Source organism: Verrucomicrobiota bacterium JB022 (assembly GCA_030673845.1).
In the GTDB taxonomy this organism is placed as follows: domain Bacteria; phylum Verrucomicrobiota; class Verrucomicrobiia; order Opitutales; family Oceanipulchritudinaceae; genus WOUP01.
In genome coordinates this window covers 237,551-252,050 of sequence record JAUTCQ010000021.1, presented here as the reverse complement: position 1 = coordinate 252,050, position 14,500 = coordinate 237,551, and the positions used below count along the sequence as shown (strand labels likewise).

The window sequence follows — 14,500 nt, the reverse complement described above, 5'->3', positions numbered from 1 at the left end:
CCCTCCTGATTTTAACAAGCTTGTTTCTCATGAACATTCTGTCTGCCGGCCCGGAGCTTATTCGAGATGTGGCGTTTCTTCCCGCTGGACGAGGTGAGACGCTCGACGTTTATCTACCGGTGGAGCGTTTTGATCGGCCGTTGCCTGCGGTGCTCTTGATCCACGGGGGTGGGTGGTTGCATGGAGACAAGGCTGAGGCGCGGACTGCTTCTATTGCCAACGATCTGGTCGAGGCAGGCTACGCCGTTTTCTCAACCGATTATTTGCTCAACGTCGGAGGACGTGATGAAGAAATTGTTTTGCGGATCACGGAGTTGGCGTGGCCGCAAAGCCTGTTGGATTGTGCTGCGGCGCTTAGCTTTGTGCAGACAAATGCGGAACGCTATCACATTGATCCGGATCGTATCGGCGTATTGGGATGCTCGGCTGGTGGGCACCTTGCGATGATGCTGGGGATTCCCTCCGCCCTCCAGGCGTGGAGCGAAGAAGAGGGCAACCGCGAGGCGTCATTTGGAAAGGTCGCCTGTGTGATCACTTCCTATGGAGTTGCCGACCTCCGGGGGCAGCGTTTGACGCCCTTTCCCGGATCGGAAGATGCCTCGGATTTGGCGCTCGAAGCGAAGGCCTCGCCGCTCCTTTACATTGGTCCGGATTCTCCGCCCTTTCTGGTGGTTCACGGGACGGCGGATAAAACGATCAACGTGGATCAGTCGCGTACTTTGGTGGAACGCCTGGCCGAGCTGGACGTTCCACATCGGTATGTGGAAATCGAAGGCGCTCCGCATTCGTTCGATCTCCGCCCGAGTGAATTGGATCTTCGACCAGTAGTTCTGGACTTCCTTGCAGAACATTTATCGGCCAAGGAATAGGTGCTGAGACCGGAGGCCCGGCTTTGGCCGCGGCCTTTGCTACGGAATTCGATCAAGCGTGGGCCGCCAAGGTCTTCAGATAGGCGAAGCTCTGGGCGATCGAATCGAACGGATTGCCTGGGCAGGAGTCCTGCTCGACGACGAACCACTGGCAGCCCGAGGCCTCGGCGGCTTCAATAATGGCGGGAACGTTCAGGTTGCCAGCGCCGACTTCAGCATACTCGATCTGGGCCTCGGAATTGATGCGGAAGTCCTTGAGGTGAATAATCGGCAGGCGTCCGCGAAGACGGCGGCACCAGTCGACCGGATCACCCCCGCCATATTGCACCCAATAGGTATCGATCTCGCCCTGGAGATTCCGGGCTCCGCTTTCCGCATAGATGCGCTCGAGAACCAGCCGCCCGTGGAGGCGACGAAACTCGTGTTGGTGATTGTGATACGTCAGCACCTGACCTGCCTCGGCGAGCACCTCACCAGCGGCGTCCAGTCGCTGGATCAACGCTGCGACGGAGGCTTCATCGCCAAAATCGATCCCCGCAGGGTAGGGGTAGGCCGTGATCGCGCAGTCGAGCGCTTGCAGCCGCTTTACGACTTCGGCAGGCCGTTCCAGAATGTCGGCGCCTGCCTCATGCGTAGCGCAGATCGTGAGGCCGTGGTCGGCGCAGATGGCGGCGATGTCGGGCTCGCAGATCACGCTCCGGTCGATCGCGCTGATCTGGACTGCCCGATAGCCGATTTCGGCCACCTTTAGGCAAGTTTCAATAAAAGCCTCACGGGTTTTGCAGTGATCCCGGAGCGTGAAGAACTGGACGCCGATTTGGTCGATTTGCATAGGTTTCAGGAAGTCTTGGTTGCCCAGGGGCGAAGTTTGAATGAGCGCGAGTTGTCGGCGAGCGCTTGAGCTTGCATCGAAAGCTCGGCCGCTTTGAAAGCGTGGGCTTGCGTCATGGCGTTCTCAGTTCGATTGAGGACGTCCAGGATGAGCTTGCCGAAGAAGGGGAAGCCGATGCGCTCGTGGCAGTCGATTTCCTGTTCCACTTCGTTGTTCACCAGGTAGATCTTGTCGCCACCATTGTCTTGGGCCACGTTGATGTATTTGCGGAGCTCCATGTAGCCCTTGTCGCCCAGAATGAAGGTTCGCCCGTCGCCCCAGGTGCGGGAAGCTTTGGGGTTGAACCAGTCCATCCGGCAATAGGCTGAGGCGCCTGTATCGAGGGTGAGGGTTGCTTCGCCGAAATCTTCGAGCTCGGGGTAGTCGGGGTTGCCCAGATTGTCCGTCCTCGCGTGGTGGATCACGGCTTCGGTGGCGCCGGCGTAGGCGAGGAACTGTTCAAACTGGTGCGATCCGATATCGGTAAGGATCCCGCCATAGCGGGCCTTCTGGAAGAACCACTCCGGGCGGCTGGCTGGGGAGAGATTGTGGGGCGCGAGGTTGAGCACCTGCAGCACGCGGCCGATAGCGCCGTCGCGGATGAGATCACCCGCATGCCAGGCTGCTTCATTGAGCAAACGCTCGGAATAGCAGACCATGTACTTCCGGCCGGTCGTTGCTACCTTCTGGCGGGCGGCAGCGAGTTGATCGAGTGTGGTGAAGGGCGATTTGTCCGTAAGATAGTCCTTGCCTGCCTCCATTACTCGCAGGCCGATCTCGCACCGTTCGTTGGGGATCGCAGCAGCGGTGACGAGCTGGACTTCCGGATCTTCGAGAATCTCTTCAAAGTGGTCCACAACCTTCGTGCCATTGGCGATGAACTCCTTGAGCGGCTCACGTTTCTCCCCCCGAGGTTCGTAGATGTATTTGCAGATGCCGCCCGCGTTGGCCAGGCCATGCACTTGGCCATAGATATGCCCGTGGTCGAAATGTGAGGCGGCGAAAACGAATTCACCGGGCTGCACCACTTTCCGAGCCCGCATTGCGGGCAGATAATTCATTCCGTCTTTGCTCATGGGGAGTTTGGGGAGTTGCAGAGTGGAGGATACACGAGAGAGGCGTTAGAAGCTTCCCGTAAGGTCCAGAACTTTACCGTCCGATCCCGAGGGCTTCTTTCGAAAGGTGGACGACTCGATCTTTTTTTTAGTTCGGCGGCATATGCTTGTGCGTCGAGAGGCACCGTCACCGGCTGGTCACGGATGGACGATAAGAGCATGGCGTTGCCGAGCTCGACGGAGCGTATACCCTCGCTTGCCGGGGCGATGAGCTCTTCCTGCCCAAGGATGGCCTGCGTGAAGTTGGCGAGGATGCCGTCGTGCTGCGGGCCTCTGCCCTCGACCGGAATTTCGATGTTCCACACTGGCGGTTTGGCAAAGCCCTCGGCGCTGGCGCGTGAAAAGGTGGCTGAGCTTACTTCGTTGCGGATGAAGCGGATGCAGTGCTCCTCCTCGACTATGATCTTGCCGTTTTCACCCACGATCTCGAGGCGGTTGGTGCCGGGCGCTTCGCCTGTGGTCGTGACGAATACCCCCTGCACGCCGTTTTCGTAATCGAGCAATGCCGTGACGGAATCCTCAACTTCAATCTCGTGAAAGCGTCCAAGCTGACAATGTGCGGTGACGCGTTGGGGCATGCCGAAGAGCCATTGCCAGAGGTCGAGCTGGTGGGGGCATTGGTTGAGCAGCACGCCGCCGCCTTCACCTGCCCAGGTCGCCCGCCAGCCGCCGGAGCGGTAGTAGCTCTCGCAGCGGAACCAGTCCGTGATGATCCAGTTCAGTCGCTGCAGCTTTCCGAGCGTGCCGTCGGTCAGCATCTGCTTCACCTTGCGGTAGCGTGGATCGGTGCGCTGGTTGAACATCGCAGCGAAGATCTGCCCGGAGTCGGGGCGATGAGCGGCGATCAGCTTTTCGCAGTCCTCCTTATGCACCGAAATGGGCTTTTCCACGAGCACGTGCAGACCGGCGTTGAGGGCAGCGATGCCAATGGTGGTGTGGCTGTAGTGCGGGGTCGCAATCAGCACCGCGTCGACTTTGCCACTGGCGATGAGCGCATCGGCGGAGGTAAAGGTGGCCAGCCCTTTGAAGGCTTCGAGCCGCTGTGGATGGGTGTCGGCAATCGCCGTGAGTTCAAGCTGGGGGATCTTGCCGTCCCGGACGCTCCGGGCATGCACACTGCCCATCCCGCCGGCCCCGACGATTCCCAGACGCACCGAAGATGGCTTGTTCATATGGTTAGCAGTATATTGCAGGCGTCGTGCATTCACAATGGACGATCGCGCCAGGATTTGCACTATTTGCGCATGGGCTTTGATTTGCTCGTCAGTGACGAGGTAGAGATCCGCAACATATGTGTCTTTGAAAACCCACCCGGATGGAGTTGGCGTTCTCCCGGGCGGCCGCATTTGAACCTCTGGATCGCTCTGGAGGGCGAGGGTGTGTTTTCGCGGGCCGGTGAGGAAATTCCCTTTCGGGCGGGCTCCGTCTTCCTCTTGCACCCAAATGAAGCCGTCGCCGGATGGTCTACCGGGCCAGGGCGAGTGGTGAACTTCACGGCGCATGTGGTATTGGGCGAGGGGCATCCCGCCTGGCCGGAAGCATACTTCGCTCCTCGGCCGCCGGCCCGCCTTCAGCCGGTCGCCTGGGTGGCACACTTGTGTCGCCACCTGTCGGAAACGTTCTATCTCGATCGCGAGGCCAACCGCGCGATTTTGCTGCAAGGTCTCCGCCTGCTGCTGGTGGGAATGGAGCGTGGCCGCCACCAGCGCGCGTTGGAGCCCGTCGAGCGCCGACTTCTGCGCATCGTGGAGCGTATCCGCCGGAATCCGGCGGCGGATTATTCCCTGGATGAGCTTGCGGCTGAGGCCGAGCTTTCCATTTCTCAATTTTCCCGTCGCTTCAAGACTTTTACCGGTTACGCGCCCGGCCGTTTCGCAATCGAAGAGCGGATTTCCCGGGCCGAAGCTTACCTGCTCGAAACCGACCTCACGATTGAAGCCATTGCCGAGCGCCTTGGATACCGTGACGTCTACTTCTTCAGCCGCCAGTTTCGACGCTTCCGTGGTTCGGCGCCGAGCGACTGGAGACGGCGGAGCGGCGAAAGATAGGGGAGGGCGGGAGTTCGCCTCATCTTCTGGCTCTCGCTAGTCTCCAGTGTGACCGGCGGGGAGATTGTTCTTGGGCCGGTGTCATCCAGATTGGGGCTCGAAATTGCCTCCAGTTATCGCCGTTACCCGAGGCGAAGCCGGCGTTTCCAGGTTTCACCCCTGTTGTTCGAGGGGTGCAAGGCCGTTGGCTGCCTTTGCACCCGGCGCTGGTTCCGCTGTCCGGGATTCTTGCTTCTCCGCGTCACTGTGTCTCCCGCTGATGCTCTTCGTGAGCCTCCCATTGCACTCCCCACTACCCCTATCATGACCTGGATCCTTCTCATCAGCGCCCTGGTTTTCGCGCTCGCCTTCCGTTGGTATGGCCGCTTTCTCGACCGCCGCTTCCAGATTCTGCCGGCGCGCAAGACTCCCGCCCACGTGCAGCAAGACGGGGTCGATTTTGTGCCTTCCCGCGCCAGTGTGGTTTTCGGGCACCATTTCTCTTCAATTGCCGGTGCTGGGCCCATTGTGGGGCCGATTCTGGCCGGGCTGTATTTTGGCTGGGGGCCCACCTGGATGTGGATTCTGCTCGGGGCGATTTTCGTAGGGGGTGTGCATGATTACGGGTCGGCGTTTATCAGCGTGCGCAACCGTGGCAAGACGCTCGCCGAGAGCGCCCGGAGCCTGATTGGGCCTACCACGGGCAACCTCATCCTGCTGTTCGTCCTGTTGACGCTGATCTACCTGATCGTGGTCTTCCTCGACTTGACCGCCGCCACCTTTGAGGCAACTCCGGCGGTGGCCACCTCCTCGGGCTGGTTCGTGGTTGTCGCGCTGATATTCGGGCTGACTCTGCGGAAGACATCGATGCCCTTCTGGGCGCAGCTGCTGGTCTTTGTGCCGCTCACGTGGTTCGGGTTGGCGCTTGGCCACTGGTTCCCGGCGGATTGGGGCTCGCGCGATCTTTGGGTGGGGCTGCTTCTGGCCTACTGCTTCCTCGCCGCAGTGTTGCCGGTAAACGTGTTGCTGCAGCCTCGCGATTTTCTGAGCGCGACGTTCCTTTATGGGTTGATCGTTTTCGGCCTCGGAGGCGCGTTGCTGGCGATCGATCAGCCGGTGGAGCTCGCCTTTTTCAGCGGTTGGGAAACCGAAGCTGCCGGCCCACTGGTACCGATCCTTTTTACGACCGTCGCGTGTGGGGCCTGCAGTGGCTTTCACAGCGTGGTGGCGAGCGGGACGACCGCCCGCCAGTTGAACACCGAGACCGACGTCCGCCGGATCGGCTATGGGGGAATGTTGGTCGAGGGGCTCCTCGCGGTTTTTGCTTTGGCCACCCTCGCGATCCTCCGGCCGGACCAGCTCCAGCAGACGGGCAGCAATGCGGTGCAGATCTTCGCGACCGGCAGCTCCGTTTTCATGGCGCGGCTCGGGATACCGCCCGTCTGGGGGCTCACCTTCGCCAGCCTGGCCGTCGCCGCTTTTCTGCTGACGACGCTCGACACCTGTACCCGGTTGGGACGCTTCATCCTGGAAGAGCTGTGCGGTTGCCAAAACACCCTTACACGCTGGGCAGGGACGGCGGCTGTCCTCGTCCTCCCGGCGGCCCTTTCCTTTACCACGATCGACGGCCAACCAGTGTGGCGTGCGGTGTGGCTGCTTTTTGGCGCGACGAACCAGCTGATGGCAGCCCTTTCGCTCGTGACGGTGCTGGTCTATCTCAAGCGGCGTCGCATCAAGTATGGATTTCTTCTGGTGCCTGCAGTGCTGATGGTCGTGATGCCGTTGACGGCGCTTTTCCTCATTGTGCGAGCACAGGGAGGGTTGAGCCTCCTGGGGTTGCTGGCGCTGGGGATGATCATCCTGGGGTGCGTGGTGGTGACCATGGCGGCTCGAAGCGTTTTCAAGTCGCGCAAGCATCTGAAACCGCTGGGCGCCGACTTGTCGCCGGAGGTTTGAATGACCGCAGTTGAAACACAGGCCCGCCGCCCTGGATCACCAGAGAGACTGGAAGTCTCATTGTCTCCGATTTTGTCCTCGGGATTAACTCCCGACCTCCTTACCCCACTGATAACTCCTACTCCTCCCCCCCAATGATACAGTTTCTGAAAGGTATTTTCTCACCGTCTGGTGGATGGATGCTTCTTTCCGCCTGCCTCTGCGGCTCCTTGAGCGCAGATGTGCTGCTGGAAGAGAGCTTTCCGGTCGACGGGCGCACCCTGCGGGATCTGCCGGACACGGCCGCATGGCACAGCTCGCGGGGCACCGCCGACATCGCCTATGAAACGGGCTCTTTCGTCGGTTTGCCCGCGAATTCCCATTTGTTCGCTTATTTCACGGACGCAGGTGCCTTCACCTTGGACGCAGGTGAAGCTCTGGTCGTCGAGTTCGATGTCGTGCTGACCGGCACCGTCACCACGGCCGGTCTTTACAACGGATTCCGTTTCGGCGTCTACGATTCGTCGGCAGGTAATCGCGTTGAAGCTGACGGCACGGGCCTCACCAATACGGACTTCTCTGCCTATCGCGGCTACATGGTCAGCTGGAACGTGAACGTGGGGAGCAGCGCGATCCGGATGGACCGGCGCGACAAGAGTTCTCCCAAGTTAATCCACAGCAATGACGGCTACACCCGCCTTGATGAGGCGGCTACGACTCGCCAAGGCACTTTTGAAGCCGGAGTGACTTACTCGGCCAAAGTGACGATCGCACGAACCGATGCGGCGGAAGTTACCGTCTCCACCGATGTGACGGGCGGCGATTTGTCGGGCTACTCGACGATGGTGGTGGACACCACCGATCCCGTTTTTGCTTTCGACATGGTCGCATTTTTCCTGCCAAACAACGTCAGTGGCGGGTACCAGATTACCCGTTGCGTAGTTTCCGAGCAGGTGGCTCCTCCGCCCAATCAGACGCCGACCGTCGAGGTCGAGCCCGCCGACACCTCCGTGGATGCCGGGGCGCAAAGCGAATGGAGCTTGCCGCCAGGCGCTTTCGTGGATGCGGATGGTGACAGCCTGACGCTCTCGGCCAGCTTGGAGGGTGGGGCGGAACTGCCCGCCTGGCTGACCTTCGATGCCGCAGAAGGCCGTTTCAACGCCGCGCCTACCGCCAACGACATTGGCACCTACGTGATCGTGGTGACGGCCGACGACGGCCAAGGCGGCACCGTCCAAACTACCTTCACGCTCGAGATTGCAGGCTCAGTCGTGATCCCGCCTGCGCCGCCGACGAACCGCCTGACGCTGCTGGTGGAGTCCTTTCCCGCCGCAGGTCGTCACCTCCAGCAGTTGCCGGCTACCGCTGCCTGGTATTCTTCTTTGGTCAGCGCCGTCAACGTCTACTATGAACCAGAGACGCTGTTTGGCGCGATGCGCAATGTGGTCTCCGTCGGCTACTTCACCGAAAACGGACAGGTTTCGCTGGAGCCGGGCGAGAAGCTGACGCTGGAATTCGACTTTGAATTTACGAGCGACATTGCCGCGGCGGGGCTCTTCGACGGGTTCAGGTTCGGCCTTTATGATTCCAGCCTGGGCACGCGCGTGGCCGAAGACGGGTATGGACTCTCACCCGACGTGAGCGTGTTTGGGAACTACCGAGGCTACATGGTCGGCACCCACCTCAATACCGGGACGACGGAAGAGCCGGGGCCGGCACTGCGTGTTTCGCAGCGCGATGGCGAGTCGCCCAAGCTGATCCACGGCTACGATGCTTATGTCACGCGTCTCGACACCACCACTGTGCGCGGAGGTATGTTTGAAGCGGGGGTGACTTATTCAGCCCAATTGACGATCGAGCGCTCCGGAGGCGACGAAGCGACCATCGCGGTCAGCATTACCGGTGGCTCGATCACCGGCTACGAAGCTACCGCTGTTGACGTGGAAACGGCCACCACCGCCTTTGATACGGTCGCCTTTTTCCTGGCTCCCAACACGGCCGATGGGTATGCCGTGACGTCCTTGTCTCTCTACAAGGAAACCTACGACGAGACCAATCAGCCGCCTTTCGCCCTTCGCCTGCTGTCTGGCGCTTCCGTCCAGACCAACGACGCGTTGACGGTGACGCTGCCCGAAGACCTTTTCGCGGACGACGAGGGAGACCCGATCACAATTGCAGCTTCTCTGGAAGGTGGACCTCTTCCGGCGTGGATGACTTTTGACGGCAATACTCAGACGCTGACGGGTCTGCCGCTCGCGGGCGACGAAGGCAGTTATACGGTGGTGTTTACCGCTACCGATGGCCAGGCTGGCAGCGCAGAGGCAACCATGCAAATCGAGGTCCTTGCGTCGCTCAACAGCCCGTTCGAACCTTCCGACCAGATTACCTGGAAACACACTCTCATCGGCTGGATCTGGGACATGTATCCCTGGGTTTACAGCGACACGATGCAGGACTGGATCTACGTTTACGAAGCACCGGATGGTTACTGGATGAAGCCGGCGAACGAGGTCTATTGGTTCTTCGCCAGTGAAGACGCCAGCCCGTGGGTTTACACCGATGCTTCCGGGGAGTGGGAGTGGCGCAATTTCTTTGCGGGCCCGCTCGACGACCTGAGGCAGGTGGGTGCCTTCACCAAGCTGGCCTCCAATGCCTCCTACGGCTCGCGTCGCCCCCACGGCTACGGCCTCTACGACGCCGTGGCGGATAAGACCTTCGTTTGCTGGAACGGTGACGGCATGAGCATCTACGGGCGTGCGTTCGACCATGCGACCGGCACCTGGGGCGCGGCTTCCAAAATCCAGACCCTCAATTATTACGAGACCTACGTTTATCACAACTACCCGAACATGGCCCAGGCCCCGAACGGCGACTTGTTGATTACGTATGCAGATCACGCCGACGAATTATACCTCCTGCGTGCTTCGGATCCTCATACCCTGGATACGGCTTGGACGCACGAGAAGATTAGTGACAACGGCAACGCTTACCCGATGATCTTGGCCTGGGGAAGTTCGGTCTTTATCTTCTACAACGTGCAGGAAGACATCAGCTGGCCTTACCGGTCCTTCGGCTTCATTCGTTCAGAGGACAACGGCGCCACCTGGTCCACCCACCAGAACGCGATCGACTCGGCCAAAATGGACCCCGGCCACTACGATGAGCCGTATGTCAACGACTTCCACCTCGAGCCCGGCATTGGTGGCCAGCCCGACCGCATCCACTTTGTCTGGTCGATGCACGGTGGGCCCAATGGTCACAACATCGGGTCTCACAACGGCTATTTCGCCTACTTCATCCCTGCGACTGGCACCTGGCAAGCCGTCGACGGCACCGATCTCGGCGTAACCATCGACTATGCCGAGATGCAGGCGCACTGCGTGGTGGTCCAGTCGGGACCGGAGCCGAGTGGCATCCTCGTGGGCGGTCTGGCTGCGACGCATTTCGACGGGGGCGTGCCCGCCGTTGTTTACTCCCTGATGGGCACCTGTTATGTCGCGACCTACCAGAACGGGGCATGGGAACACGACTACGTGGGCGTCGGCATGGCGCGCGACATCCAGCGGACGGCGACGGGCGACGTGCGTGCATTGGTCCGCACGGGCAGCAGCTACAGCCTGCAGCTCTTCACGAGCGTTGCGCCGGGCGGGGCATGGCTCAAGACCTTCGAACAGCCGATCCCGTTTGAAAACGGCGCAAACACCGTTTGGCAGGCTGGCTTCATCGACGATGGGCAGCCTGAGCTGGAGATCATGATCCAGCAGATCAACAGCAGCGAGGAGACGAGCAACTACTCCGGTACCTGGCCCGTCTGGGCCATCGGGGGCACGACTGCACCCTAACTACATCTCTGAGGCAAGGAACGGGAGCCTATCACTCCCGTTCCTTTTGTTTTTTCAATCAGACGTGAATGACCTATCATGATGCACATTCAGCCTAGCTACCTTTGCAGTCTACTGCTTCCCTTGATGCTGTCCGGTTGCGCCCCTTTGCAGGGCTCCGACGGCAACGAGACCGCCCAGTTTCAGGAAATCGCCACCAATGCCACTTATGGCTGCCGGCGGCCGCATGGATATGGCCTCTACGACGCTGCTGCCGGCAAGACCTTTGTCTGCTGGAATGGTGGCGGGATGAGCGTGTTTGGCCGCGCTTTTGATCATGCCGCGGGCGAGTGGTCTCCGGTCAAGGAGATCCGACACCTTGAATACTTTTCGCGGCCCGACTACCACAACTACCCCAACATGGCGCAGGCGCCCGACGGCCGCCTCATGATCGCCTGGGCCGACCACGGAGACAGCCTTTTCCTCGCACGGGCAAACCAGCCCCACGACTTGATGGGCGAATGGGAAACGCGAGAGATTGCGGTCGGCAAGAACGCATACCCGATGCTGATTTCAACCGAAGACGCGGTGTATGTCTTCTACTCCGTCAATATGGATATCCGTTGGCCCTACCGGCCCTTTGGTTACATCAAATCGGTCGACCACGGTGCCACTTGGTCAGAGCACCGCCCAGCTTTCGATTCCCAGAAAAAGGACCCAGGCAAATACGACGAGGTCTACGCCAACAACTTCGAAGTGGAAGCGGCGACGCCAGAACACCCCCTGCGTATCCAGTTTGCCTGGACGATGCACGGAGGGCCCACCGGGCACAACCGGGGCTCCCGCAACGCGTATTTTGCCTACTTTATGCCCGAGACCGAGACCTGGATGGCAGCCGACGGCACCGAGCTCGGAGACCTGATCGACCTGGACGAAATGCTGGCGCATTGCATCGTGGTCGAGTCGGGCCCGGCTCCCGACGACCTGCTGATCCGCGGGCTGGTCTCGACTCACCTCGACACGGGTGAGCCTGTTGTCGCCTACAGTCGCGATCGGACGGTCCACTGGGCGGTTCATCGCGACGGGGAGTGGCAGCATCGGGAAATCGCGCCCGGCTTTCCCACCGACCTGCGGCGCAAGGAAGACGGCACGCTGCGAATGGCTTCACATGTGGATGTGACGACCAGCCAGCTTCAGGTTTGGGAGCTGGATGAGGCTGCCCGCGAGTGGCGCCTCGTGCTGGAGTCGGAAATCCCATTCGGTAACGGCTCCGATCGGGCCTGGCAGACCGCTTTTATTGACCAGGGGCGGCCTGAGTTCGAAATGCTGATCCAGCAGAAGAACCGAGAAGAAGACCGCTCGGACTATTCCGGGAAGTGGCCGGTATTTGCGGTGGATTTGAGCGCCGCGCCTTGAGAAGGCACAGAGCTTCTGCCCAACGTGAAGGGTGGGGCGGTGGTATGCGCTGCAAAGGGCTAAACCACCGCCTTTTGGTAGATGAACGACCGAAACGAGGGAAACACAAGACCGCTGGCAACGGTGGCGGTGAAACGCGATCTGGGGGATCAGCCCGCCGCCAATTACTGCTGCAAAATGTGAAAGGGGGCCGGATAGGCCCCCTTTCCTGTTGAACGCCTACCGCAGGTTTTGCGACAGGAAGTGAATTCCCTTCTATGCGCGCAAGGCGATGCTCGCCAAATCGAGCGAATTCTCCTGAGGGTGGTTCGAAAGAAAATTCTCGACTTCCCTCAGCACGTAATCCCCGAGTCGCGTGACTTCGTTTGAAATCGACCCCGATACATGCGGCGTCAGGTAGCAATTGGGAAGCTGGTAAAACGGATGATCCAAGGCCGGGGGCTCAGGATCCGTCACGTCGAGATAAGCTGTAATGTCTCCTTGGTTAAGGCGAGCGGCCAGGTCTTCTTCACAAATGATAGCACCTCGGGCCGTATTGATAAGAATTGCACCGGGCTGGAGCAGCTTCAGGTTGTCCGCGTTAATCATGTGGCGGGTTTTAGGCGTGCTCGCACTATGGAGAGATACGACTTTACAATTACTCATTATCCACTCCAGTGATGCGCTTCTGGCGCGAAAGCGCCTTTCGTCGGTCTTGCTGAAATATTGCGATGCGACATAGACGTCGAAATCGAACTTCTGCAGCAGCGTGAGCAGATACTTGGTGATCTCTCCAAAGCCAATCAAACCAATCTTGGTCTTGTAATAGCCGCCCGAAAAGCCGAGCACCAGCTTGCGCCAACCATCTGGGGTGCCCTCCTGCTTGAGTTTTTCCTTCCATCCGTAGAGGTCCTTGAGTGAGGCGAGGATTACACCCAGGCAAAACTCGGCTACCGGCTGCGCATTCAGATGCACGGCGGAGCATACGACGATGCCGCGCTGGGTAACTTCAGGCGTGTGGAACTTGTGGATCGAGCCGGCGCCATGGATGATGAGCTTGAGGTCGGGGTGACGTTCCAGCACATTCTCGGTCAAAGGCGCGCAACCCCAGGTGCTGAGGGCGACGGTCGCTCCCGCTGGCTGGTCCAGTAGCGTTTCCTCGGGAATGGGGTAGCATTCGGGGAGACACGATGGGTCGAAGTCGAGCAAGGTCTGGAGGCGCTCCACGACTGCTGGGCTGAAGACGCGGCGCCATTCTCTAGCGGAGCAATTGAGAAGGGCTCGTGGCGGGGTTTCGTACATGGAGTCTGTCATAGTCTTGCGTTAAATGCCTCAGCTTGATGTGGCTTTTCGACGCAAACCATGCTTTTCCTAGTCTCTCCGTAGATCGGCCCGCGGCCGACCCCGTTCAGGCCTGGCGGCTGGGGGCCCTCACGGAATATCCGTTCTCCCAGATCGGCGGCACGAGGGTGGTCTGGGGATGGGGCGGCAGCCCGAACTCGTTGCGGTGCAACGCCCCCACCACGAGGTTGATCGCGGTCCTGCCAATCTCCTGATCGTTCTGGTTGATCATCGCAAAATTGCGGTCGGAATCCTCTAGGTGGACGATGCCGACGTCTTCCGGGATCTGGAGCCCGAATTTATGGAAGTAAGCTTCTACCCGGAGGCTCATCTGCGTAGCGATGGCGTCGGGTTCGAAGCTCTCGTACCAGTTTTCGAAGCGCGACAGCAGGTTTTCGCCGGACGAAACCAGGCAAGGCGGCACCGTTTGCTTGCCATACATGTCTTCACAACCCGCGAGGAAGCCTGCCTGCCAGAGGCGGTTGAGCCGCAGGTTGGAGTTTTCGTCCAGCAGGATGCCGGGCCGCATGTATCCCCGCTTGGCGAACTCCCACACGGTCATCCGCGCGGCTGTATAGTGGTCGACGGTTACGCGGTTGCAGGCGATCTCTCGAGATGAGTAGCCGAAGGCCGTAACGGCATAGGGGGCCCAGTCGATCTGCTGGAGCGCGGCGACGATCTCGCGGTGCCCGCGTTCTACCGGCCCCAGCAATACACCCCGGATGGAACGCGCATTCAGGATCTGTACCATTCTCGCCGGGGAAATACCGCCTGCCGACAAAGAGATGACCTCGAGATTATAACCTAGTGCTTTGGCACGCTCTTCGGCCCCGCGGAAATAGCTGCGGATGTACTTGTGCTCTTTGATGTAAGCTGCGGATTCCGCCACGTTGATCCACGCCAGCGCGGCCTTTACCTGCCCTTTGCCGACTCGCTTGTTGATGCGGTATTGATTGAGCGCAGAGAGGTGCGCGTCTTCCACATAACCCATCTCATCGGCAATCTTGAGGATGCGGTCTCTGGTGGCAGCGGGAATTCGGGGATGCTTTCGGATAGCAAGTGATACGGTGGTGTAATGGACTCCCGCTTTCTCCGCTATCTGCCGCATGGTTACGCGCTCGTTCAT

At 60.0% G+C, this 14,500-nt stretch carries 10 protein-coding genes; 5 read left to right on the top strand and 5 right to left on the bottom strand.

The genetic code is table 11. From position 1 onward, the window contains the following. Window positions 1–29: 29 nt before the first annotated feature. Window positions 30–869, top strand: coding sequence for an alpha/beta hydrolase (locus Q7P63_17370; GenBank protein ID MDP0501867.1), 840 nt, complete (start codon window positions 30–32; stop codon window positions 867–869). A 52-nt stretch (window positions 870–921) separates the two neighbouring features. On the opposite strand, the gene Q7P63_17365 is transcribed toward Q7P63_17370, so the two are convergent. The 3 genes from Q7P63_17365 to Q7P63_17355 are packed head-to-tail and all read right to left on the bottom strand — an operon-like array spanning window position 922 to window position 4,027. Further along, a complete protein-coding gene (locus Q7P63_17365) occupies window positions 922–1,701 on the bottom strand; it encodes a sugar phosphate isomerase/epimerase (protein MDP0501866.1) in 780 nt (259 codons plus the stop codon). Window positions 1,702–1,706: 5 nt separating this feature from the next. Next, window positions 1,707–2,816: a Gfo/Idh/MocA family oxidoreductase gene (locus Q7P63_17360; protein ID MDP0501865.1), complete on the bottom strand. Its 1,110-nt coding sequence runs from the start codon at window positions 2,814–2,816 to the stop codon at window positions 1,707–1,709. Further along, on the bottom strand, window positions 2,813–4,027 hold the full coding sequence (locus Q7P63_17355) for a Gfo/Idh/MocA family oxidoreductase (protein MDP0501864.1): 1,215 nt from the start codon (window positions 4,025–4,027) through the stop codon (window positions 2,813–2,815). The genes Q7P63_17360 and Q7P63_17355 overlap by 4 nt, the downstream gene beginning before the upstream one ends. A gap of 57 nt (window positions 4,028–4,084) precedes the next feature. On the opposite strand from Q7P63_17355, the gene Q7P63_17350 reads away from it, so the two are divergent. The 4 genes from Q7P63_17350 (at window position 4,085) to Q7P63_17335 (ending at window position 12,054) form a co-directional block, all read left to right on the top strand. Then, window positions 4,085–4,903 carry an AraC family transcriptional regulator gene (locus Q7P63_17350; GenBank protein MDP0501863.1) on the top strand — a complete coding sequence of 273 codons (819 nt, stop codon included), beginning with the start codon at window positions 4,085–4,087 and terminating at the stop codon, window positions 4,901–4,903. A gap of 303 nt (window positions 4,904–5,206) precedes the next feature. Then, window positions 5,207–6,838, top strand: a complete 1,632-nt coding sequence (locus tag Q7P63_17345) for a carbon starvation CstA family protein (GenBank protein ID MDP0501862.1) — start codon at window positions 5,207–5,209, stop codon at window positions 6,836–6,838. 179 nt (window positions 6,839–7,017) lie between these two features. After that, entirely contained in the window at window positions 7,018–10,659 is a 3,642-nt protein-coding gene (locus Q7P63_17340) for a putative Ig domain-containing protein (GenBank protein ID MDP0501861.1), read from the top strand. 126 nt (window positions 10,660–10,785) lie between these two features. After that, complete coding sequence (locus Q7P63_17335) at window positions 10,786–12,054, top strand: BNR-4 repeat-containing protein (GenBank protein ID MDP0501860.1); 1,269 nt, start codon at window positions 10,786–10,788, stop codon at window positions 12,052–12,054. A 255-nt stretch (window positions 12,055–12,309) separates the two neighbouring features. Here the strand turns inward: Q7P63_17335 and Q7P63_17330 are convergent, their stop codons facing one another. Then, entirely contained in the window at window positions 12,310–13,260 is a 951-nt protein-coding gene (locus tag Q7P63_17330) for a hydroxyacid dehydrogenase (GenBank protein ID MDP0501859.1), read from the bottom strand. A 181-nt stretch (window positions 13,261–13,441) separates the two neighbouring features. After that, complete coding sequence (locus Q7P63_17325) at window positions 13,442–14,500, bottom strand: LacI family DNA-binding transcriptional regulator (protein ID MDP0501858.1); 1,059 nt, start codon at window positions 14,498–14,500, stop codon at window positions 13,442–13,444.

Bases quoted from the DNA above. Each gene is read 5' to 3' on its own strand.
- Q7P63_17370 (MDP0501867.1), top strand. From the start codon at position 30: ATGAACATTCTGTCTGCCGGCCCGGAGCTTATTCGAGATGTGGCGTTT.
- Q7P63_17365 (MDP0501866.1), bottom strand. From the start codon at position 1,701: ATGCAAATCGACCAAATCGGCGTCCAGTTCTTCACGCTCCGGGATCAC.
- Q7P63_17360 (MDP0501865.1), bottom strand. From the start codon at position 2,816: ATGAGCAAAGACGGAATGAATTATCTGCCCGCAATGCGGGCTCGGAAA.
- Q7P63_17355 (MDP0501864.1), bottom strand. From the start codon at position 4,027: ATGAACAAGCCATCTTCGGTGCGTCTGGGAATCGTCGGGGCCGGCGGG.
- Q7P63_17345 (MDP0501862.1), top strand. From the start codon at position 5,207: ATGACCTGGATCCTTCTCATCAGCGCCCTGGTTTTCGCGCTCGCCTTC.
- Q7P63_17340 (MDP0501861.1), top strand. From the start codon at position 7,018: ATGCTTCTTTCCGCCTGCCTCTGCGGCTCCTTGAGCGCAGATGTGCTG.
- Q7P63_17335 (MDP0501860.1), top strand. From the start codon at position 10,786: ATGCTGTCCGGTTGCGCCCCTTTGCAGGGCTCCGACGGCAACGAGACC.
- Q7P63_17325 (MDP0501858.1), bottom strand. From the start codon at position 14,500: ATGAACGAGCGCGTAACCATGCGGCAGATAGCGGAGAAAGCGGGAGTC.